This is a genomic window from Mycoplasma sp. 5912 (assembly GCF_054353835.1).
Genome location: NZ_JBTHHI010000016.1, coordinates 1 through 8120, shown reverse-complemented (window position 1 = coordinate 8120; position 8120 = coordinate 1). Strand labels below are relative to the sequence as shown.

Here is an 8120-nt window from a genome sequence, read left to right as displayed (position 1 = left end):
TCACCTGATACCATTCCGAACTCAGTAGTTAAGCCACTTTACGCCGACGATAGCCCAACGGTGAAAATAGGAAGCTGCTTTTTTTATACCTTTTGAGCAGCTTCCGAAAGGAAATATATGAAAACATTTAAAATTTGAAATAATGATAAAAAGCAAGAAGTTTTAGAATATCTTTATAAAAAAGACCCGATTCAATATTTATTTTTAATCTCTGATATCGAACAATACGGTTTACAAAATCAAAATATTAAAACTTTTGTTTTATATAACAAAAAAATAGAAGCAATTTTTTTAATGTTTTATTCTAATTTAGTTGTGTTATTTGATACTGATGCTATAAATATAAATGAATTTTTGAAAATATTAAATAATGAAGACATTCAAAACCTAATTATTGATACAAATTTTTATAACTTTTTAAATAAACATAAACTTATTGATTCGCTGGATTATATAGTAGAAAAAGAACAGATTGCTAAGTTAGATGTAAATATTTTTAACATGCAGACAAAAGACTTTTTAGCTAAATCTAAGCCAGTAACTGAAACTGACATCATAGAGGTTATCAATTCTAAAAAGCAAATTAAAGAATGAGGTGATGTTAGTGGACATACTTTAAATGTAGAATATTTAACTAATGAATTAAAAAGTGGATATTATCAAGCATACATCATTAAAGATGAGCAAAAGGTTATCTCACATGCTTCTATAAGTGCTAAAAACAAACAAGTTGCTATGATTGGTGGAGTATATACATTAAACCAATATCGTCGTCAAGGACTAGCTTATGATTGTGTAGTTAATTTAATTAGAAAACTTCTGTCTCAAAACCTAACACCTGTTTTATTCTTCAGCAATCCTGCTGCTGCTAAGATGTATTATAAACTTGGTTTTAAAGACTATGAGCAATTATTTGTATTGCATAAATAAAAGCACCACAATGGTGCTTATTTTATTTTTCTATCTTAATTTTGACACTTGGACCCATTGATGCTGAAACGGTAAGGTTTAACATATATGTTCCTTTAACAGCAGCAGGTTTAAGTTTTTTAATTAAGTTAATCAAGGTTTTTGCATTTTCAACCAATGCTTGTGTTGACATACTTGCCTTACCGATTAATGAATGCACAATTCCGGCTTTATCAGTACGGTAATTAGCTTTTCCTTTTTTAAGTTCTTCAACAGCTTTTTCAGGTGCAGGAGTAACAGTTCCGGTTTTAGGATTAGGCATTAAACCTTTTGGTCCTAAAACTTTTCCATATTTACCTAATAAAGGCATCATTGTAGGGTCAGCAACCATAACATCAAAGTCAAAATCACTTTCTTTAATCTTTTGTTCAAGAGCAGGACCATCTAAAACAATATCTGCTCCAGCATCTTTAGATAATTTTTGTTTTTCTACATTATTTGTAGCAACAAGAACTTTAACAGTTTTACCTGTTCCGTTTGGTAATAATACTGCACCTCTAAGTTGTTGGTCAGCTTTACGAACATCTAAGTTTAAATTAAATGCTAAGTCAATTGAAGCATCGAATTTAGCATATGAAGTTTTTTTAGCTAATTCAATCGCTTCTGACAAATCATAAGCAATAGTTCTATCAAATGATTCGCGAGCATTTTTTAGGTTTTTTGAAATTCTTTTTGCCATTATTCTGCTCCTTCTTCTGCTTTATCATCTGAGTGTGTATGCACTTCTATAGCTTGACCTTTAGTTTCGTTTAATTTAGTTTGTGCCTCAACAAGAGCGGCCTCTTTTGCAGCAGCAGCAGATGCAGCCTTTGCAGCAGCTTTTGCTTCAGCCTTTGCTTTGAAGATATCATCATAACCTTCAACCAAAACACCCATTTGTTTTGCTGTTCCAGCAACTGTTGCCATTGCAGCATGGATATCATCGGTATTTAAGTCAGGAAGTTTGTATTCTGCAATTTCTTTAAGTTGTTCTTTTGTAATTGTTCCAACAATAGTTGTTTTAGAGTTTTTTGAGCCTGATTTTAATTTTGCTGCTTGCATAATTTTATATGAAGCAGGTGCTGTATAAAGTTTAAATTCAAAACTTTTATCTTTATATACTGTAATTTTTACAGGAACTGGTTCATCGCCTCTGTCTCTGGTTGCATCGTTAAATGCTCTGGTAAATTCAGGCATATTAACACCAACTCCAGCTAAGGCTGGACCAGGTTTCGCTTTACCAGCTAAAAATTGAAGTTTAGCAACACGGTGTATTTCTTTTTTTGCCATTTTTAAAATCCTTTCGATAATGGTGGTCTGTGATTTAATAATCTCCCACTTGTGGCAATTAATAAATTGCTTTTTAATTATATTAAAAAAATTTTTTTTCAAAACCTTTTTATAAATATTATTACTCTATACACAAGAGATAAAAGTTATTCAAAATCTATCATTTCAAATTTATCAGGATGACTTTGAATTTCTTTTTGTAATTTATGTTTGAATGAATTTGGATTATTTTTACTTTCATATCCTAAGTAATCATAATCATATGAATTTAATAATCCAAATCCGTATCCATTATCACCAAGATTTTGCATAAACAATGCTACCATATTCATATCTTCATTGAAAACTAAACTACCTGATGCACCTGATGTTAAATCATACTTGTTATTAGGTAAATCATTTAAAATAAAACTTCTAAAATTTCCATATTTAGCAAACTCAGGTGCCTGTTGGTTGATTACAATATCATCAATTCGATTAATAATGTGTTCACGGTATCTTAACCCACTATTTCCTGCATGTGAATCTTGAGGAAAAGAACTAAGATAAAATTTTACATAATTATCTGCACTTAGATATTTTGCTTGCTTACTTAGTTTTAAGTTAGGTAATTTTTTTCAGTTGTTCAAATAATTTAATACTTTTAAATCATTTGAATTTTTAGCTCTTTTTATCAGCTGTGCAATATCAATAATATTTATTGAAATGTCTGCTTCATTTAAATTACCTTGTCCATAAGGATCAGAAACCAACTTACCTTGTTTATTATATTGATTAGTTGCTTGTCAAAAGTTCAAAACAAAATCATTTCTTTCAACATCGATTGATATATCATTTGCTCAACTATTTACTTTATTATCATTAAAATCAGGGATTAATAATTTTTGTGGTATTCGAGGATTACCCCAATTATTATTAAGGATGTCACTAACATGTCTGTTAGTGATAAAGTAATACCTTTGATCATTTATATCAGTAGGTTTAACCTTAGCAATCATAGTAGAAGTTCCACCACCTAATACAAATACTCTTGCTTTAATCTTATCAAACATTGCATTTTGCTTATTAATTATCCGTTTACCACTATATACCATATCTTTTGGATTATATGCTAAACCATTTGATGCTAATTTTGCATATAAATCATCTGTATGATAATCTTCAGATAATGAAAAATTCATGTCATCATTTTGGTTTGATAAATAAGTAATTTCAGTTATTGTGGAAAATTTATCAAACATATCTTTATTTACATCATCAAAACTAAATGATTTTGTGTTTTGAGATTGCAAAACAACTTTTATCTTATCATTATCAAGGCTTGTAGCATATGAATAACCATTTATATTACCCTGAATCAACTTATCTTTAAGAAGTTCTTCTAAATCTATATCAATAACAATTGGTTGACTCTGAGTCTGTGTGTACATCCGATTTAGTATCTTGATAAATGTAAATCTAATTTTTCTTTTTGAAAAAGGTTTATTCAAAAAGTTTTTAATTTGTTTTTCAAAAACAAGATTATTGTTTTGGATTTCAAGTTCATTATTTTTTATATGCGAAAGCATAATTTGATGTTTTAAAACATTAATACTATCATTATTCTTCAAATGCACTTTTAAATCAGGAACATAAGAAAAAACTGATTTTCTAGGATTTTCATCCATATTTGGATAAAATCACTTAGGAAAATCACTATAGACTTGCCCTTGTGAAGTTATATATGTAAGAACTTTTTGCATCTCTGTTCTAAAGTAATTTGATACTATATTAATATTGTGTTCACTATTTTCTAATATAACAGAGTTAGGAAAAGAAGATTTATCAAAAATTTGTTTTGGGTTGTTTATATCACCTGGATATGTTAAATTAGAACTAGAATCAATTTTTTCTGTTGGAGAAAATTGATATTCTGTATTTGGTTTTTGACTTTCTTTTTTCTCAGATTCGATTGGTTTTTGTTCATTATCTGGTTTTTGTGAATCCTTGTCTTTATCAGGCTCTGTTATTTCTGATTTTCCTAGTTGCTCATTGTTATCAGGATTGATTGATTTTTTTGTTTCACCAGGTTTTTGTTCTGGACTTTGCTTTGGTTGCTGTGGTGTTTGTGGTTGGGTCTCGTCTGGTTTTGGTGCTTCTTTTTTTGCAGGTGGTTCAGTAGGTTTAGGTGTACATGGAGGTTTATCTTTACCTATAATTTCTATTGGGTTCGATGGTTGCTGCGAAATTATTCCTTTATTTGGATCATGCTCTTTTTGTGTGTTTTCAGGTTTATGGGTCACATTACTCTGACAAGAAACATAAAGCACCGATGACGATACTAAAATTATGCTTAATAAAGATTTAATTTTCATTAACGTTTTGTCCTTGAGTAATAATATGTATTAAGCAATGAATTAACTTTATCATCAACCCCTCATAATCTTGCGTGGATGATATTTTTATCACTTTCATCTACTTCATAGATTTTTACTGCTTTAACATCGTAGGTATTATCATCCGATACAAAATAATTTCTACGAATTAACTTGTAATCAAGTTGAGTAGATGGGGTATAATTAATTAAATTAAAATTGGTTACATTTGGATACTTTTCTGATAAAACTTCAAAAAACTTAGGTGCTGCATCTTCATCGATAATCATATGAGAAAACAAATAACCCATTTTATTCAGAACATCTTCTGTTTCTTCTTTAACTTGTGATTTTTTATAATTTTCATCTTCTTTTTGCTTTATATTGAAATAAAATTGCTCAAAAAACTCTTTGAATAACGGATTATCAAATTTTTTAACAGCTAAATCACGAAAATTTTGTAAGTCTGCATCATGAAGTTGATCGTGTTCTAATGTTTTCTTATAAATTTCAATTAATTCATTTTTGAAATTGTTAAAAATTGTTGTTGGATCGGGACTAAATTTATATTCTTTATTATTTTTTTCAAGTTCTTCTGCTGCCACTAAAAACACATCGCGCATTTCAGAAGTGAGATATTCATCATACATATCAATAATATTTTTGTTAGTATTAATGTTATTTAAATGTGCATAAAAAGCATGTGAAAGATTATGATACAAAGTCTTTTCAGTTGGTTTGGAAATAGTTTCTGAAACAACTAAACCATCTACTAATAAGATGTTTTCACGAAATTTTATTGCTTCTACTGTTCCATCATCAACAGTTACATTTTTCTCAACTAATTTACCATCTTTATATTTATTAAAGGTAAATCCATTATCAGCTGCATAATAAGTATCCAAAGCATCTCCGTTATACATAATAGCTGAATTTACATTACCGTTTTTTGTATTTAATAATGCTTGCACTATGGCTTGTCCATCTCCGTTAAATGACAATGTATTTGATGTATTAGTAATATTTTGTCCAGTAGATTTATTAACCATCTCTACAAAACTATTAACTATTCTTTCATAATTATCTAAATCTACCTTACCACTATGTGGTGTAAGTTTTGTTGCTTTTTTAGGAAAATAATAAGAAGAACCATACAAAAGTTCAGCACGCACTGCATCGGTTAACACCATATCTTGATACCCGTTTTTAAAAGCTGTATTTATTAAGTTAAATAATGAATTAGGTTTCAAATATTCGGAATATAAATGTGTATCTTCTTTTTGTGGGTCAACAAATTTAGATGTGTTTTTGGGATCTTTTGCTTGCTGAAGTAATTCATCACGATTTTTTTGAAAATCTTCATCAGTTAGTAATTTTCCGAAAGTTTGATTTGTCGGTTTACCACTTTGTTTATGCTTTGCATAAGCAAAAACTGCATCTTGGATATAATAAGGAACAAAATATTGTCATAAATGCTTTTGTGGTCTATCAATATCCTTTAATTCTTCATCATAACTAGCAAGGTGATTAAAAACTATCGGTGTATAAATTTCTTGTAATTTCTTTTTTAATTGGTTTTCGGTCTTTATCATCTGATTTGGGTCACTTATTTCAAGTAATTGGTTAAAATCTATTGGTTTAATTAATCCTTTCTTAATTAAACCAATTGCTTGAAAGTCGCTTCCGATTCCTGCAACGGCTTTATGGTTATTTAATGCAATAGTAAAGTCTTGAATTTCATTAAATTCCTTATAATCAAAGTCTTTATTAATAAGGTCTCGATTAACATCATCGATATATGATTTATAATTAAAAAATGCTGGTTTAAATGGTGATTCTACCTTTGCAGCAACTACTGCTGCGACTGCAATTCCTGCTGCAACTGCTCCTGAACCGAGCAATCATCTTTTGGTGTATTTATTACTAAAAATGTTTCTATTTTTTTCCATCTCTTCCTTGAGTTATTTTTTGTAAAATTATTTTATTAAATTCTGAAAATTCAAAAGAAAAAAATAAAAAAAGCTCGGATATCCAAACTTCTTTTAGCATCATAAGCCGTGTTCTGTTCCTTAAAAAAGGTGCTGATAATTTATCTAACATAAAATATGTTTTGCTTGATAATTCATTTGTTAACTTGCAATTCCCCTACCAAATTTGGGTTTCTAGTTCATGGAGTTTACCGCGTTTCACAATTCTCGTCTCTGTGGCACTAGTCGTCTAAGCTTAAACTTATTAGGTTTAACATGATCACTACTAACATCGCAGTTAGTACTAGCACGGACTTTCCTCTACTTTTTAAAGCAGCTATCAGCTAATGCAAAAGATATTATATATCAATTATGTGTATTAAATAAATTATTTTGCTTTCATAAAGCAAAATGAATACTTATAAAATTTATATTTTATAATTATGTTTTTTATAAAAGATAGATATAATTTATAGGATTTTTCAAAATTATAGAAAAAGGGAGGTTTGTTTGGCTAACATTAAATCTAAGATCAAAAGCATTGTCAAGATGGAAAAAGCTCGTCAAAGAAATGCTGCAATGAAATCTAGAGTTAAAACCGCAATCCGTAAAGCTCGTGAAGCAGTTTTAGCAGCAGACGAAAAGGCAGCAGTATTAGTTGCACAAGCTCACCAAGTAATTGCTAGAGCAGTTACCAAAGGTGTTTTCCATAAAAATAAAGGTGCTAGAAAACACTCACGTTTAGATCAATTCGTTAATAAGACAAAAGAATCTAAATAAACTTTGACAAGCTAAGGCTTGTTTTTTTAAACCTTTATTCACAACTTTATTCACATTTTGATGAATAATTTGTAGTTTCAATTACTTTTAGAAAAATAATTTATAATATAAAAATAAAGGTGGTAGAAATGATTAAAAAAATACCGAAGATTAGGTTTAAAGAATTTAATGAAGAGTGGAATTATGAAGTTTTAGGGAATCTTGTTGATAAACAAAAAAGTGATTTGAAAGTTTCAGAAATAAAAACTGATGGAAATGTAGATATTTATGGTATTGATGGAAAAATAGGAAAAAGTTTTTTGAGAGAAACTTTTAATGAAGATATTGTAATCATATCAAAAGACGGTTCAGTTGGTAAATTACAAATATTACCTAAAAATTCTTGATTTACATCAACATTAGAAGGAATTTTCATAAAAGAAAAATCATTAATTAATAACAATTTTCTTTATCTAGTTTTAAATAATATTAAATTTGACGAATTTGTTGTTGGAACAAGTATCCCACATTTATATTTTAATGATTATAAGAATCTTAATATTTTCTTGCCTTCTTTAAATGAACAAAAAAAGATATCAAAATTAGTTTTTTCGTTAGATTCATTTATAAAACTAATTCAGCAAAAACTCGATTTTTTTTATTGTGTAAAGCAAACTTTTTTATCAAAAATGTTCCCTGATCAAAATTCAAAATTTCCTAATATTCGTTTCTCTGAATTTACTCACACTTGAGAACAGGATCAAATTAAAGAACTTTTTGATATAACACGTGGTTATGTTTT

Annotated in this window: 7 protein-coding genes and 1 other RNA gene; 3 read left to right on the top strand and 5 right to left on the bottom strand. The window is 28.7% G+C overall.

Annotated elements, in window-relative coordinates:
* Window positions 1–117 precede the first annotated feature (117 nt).
* A complete protein-coding gene (locus ACXYRP_RS04100; protein ID WP_458613927.1) occupies window positions 118–930 on the top strand; it encodes a GNAT family N-acetyltransferase in 813 nt (270 codons plus the stop codon).
* A 22-nt stretch (window positions 931–952) separates the two neighbouring features.
* Here the strand turns inward: ACXYRP_RS04100 and rplA are convergent, their stop codons facing one another.
* The 5 genes from rplA to rnpB all read right to left on the bottom strand — a co-directional run bounded on the left by rplA (window position 953) and on the right by rnpB (window position 6911).
* The gene (rplA, locus tag ACXYRP_RS04095) at window positions 953–1648 is read right to left on the bottom strand and encodes a 50S ribosomal protein L1 (protein WP_458615275.1); all 696 of its coding nucleotides are present in this window, start codon (window positions 1646–1648) and stop codon (window positions 953–955) included.
* The gene (gene rplK / locus ACXYRP_RS04090; RefSeq protein ID WP_458613928.1) at window positions 1648–2238 is read right to left on the bottom strand and encodes a 50S ribosomal protein L11; all 591 of its coding nucleotides are present in this window, start codon (window positions 2236–2238) and stop codon (window positions 1648–1650) included. The genes rplA and rplK overlap by 1 nt, the downstream gene beginning before the upstream one ends.
* A gap of 146 nt (window positions 2239–2384) precedes the next feature.
* Window positions 2385–4592: a hypothetical protein gene (locus tag ACXYRP_RS04085; RefSeq protein ID WP_458613929.1), complete on the bottom strand. Its 2208-nt coding sequence runs from the start codon at window positions 4590–4592 to the stop codon at window positions 2385–2387.
* Window positions 4592–6541, bottom strand: a complete 1950-nt coding sequence (locus ACXYRP_RS04080) for a type 2 periplasmic-binding domain-containing protein (RefSeq protein WP_458615274.1) — start codon at window positions 6539–6541, stop codon at window positions 4592–4594. Before ACXYRP_RS04080 ends, ACXYRP_RS04085 begins: the two co-directional genes overlap by 1 nt.
* 98 nt (window positions 6542–6639) lie before the next feature.
* An RNA gene (gene rnpB, locus ACXYRP_RS04075) (RNase P RNA component class B) lies at window positions 6640–6911 on the bottom strand.
* A gap of 158 nt (window positions 6912–7069) precedes the next feature.
* On the opposite strand from rnpB, the gene rpsT reads away from it, so the two are divergent.
* A complete protein-coding gene (gene rpsT / locus ACXYRP_RS04070; protein WP_458598167.1) occupies window positions 7070–7339 on the top strand; it encodes a 30S ribosomal protein S20 in 270 nt (89 codons plus the stop codon).
* Window positions 7340–7467: 128 nt separating this feature from the next.
* On the top strand, window positions 7468–8120 hold a 653-nt coding region (locus tag ACXYRP_RS04065), incomplete at its 3' end, for a restriction endonuclease subunit S (protein ID WP_458615273.1).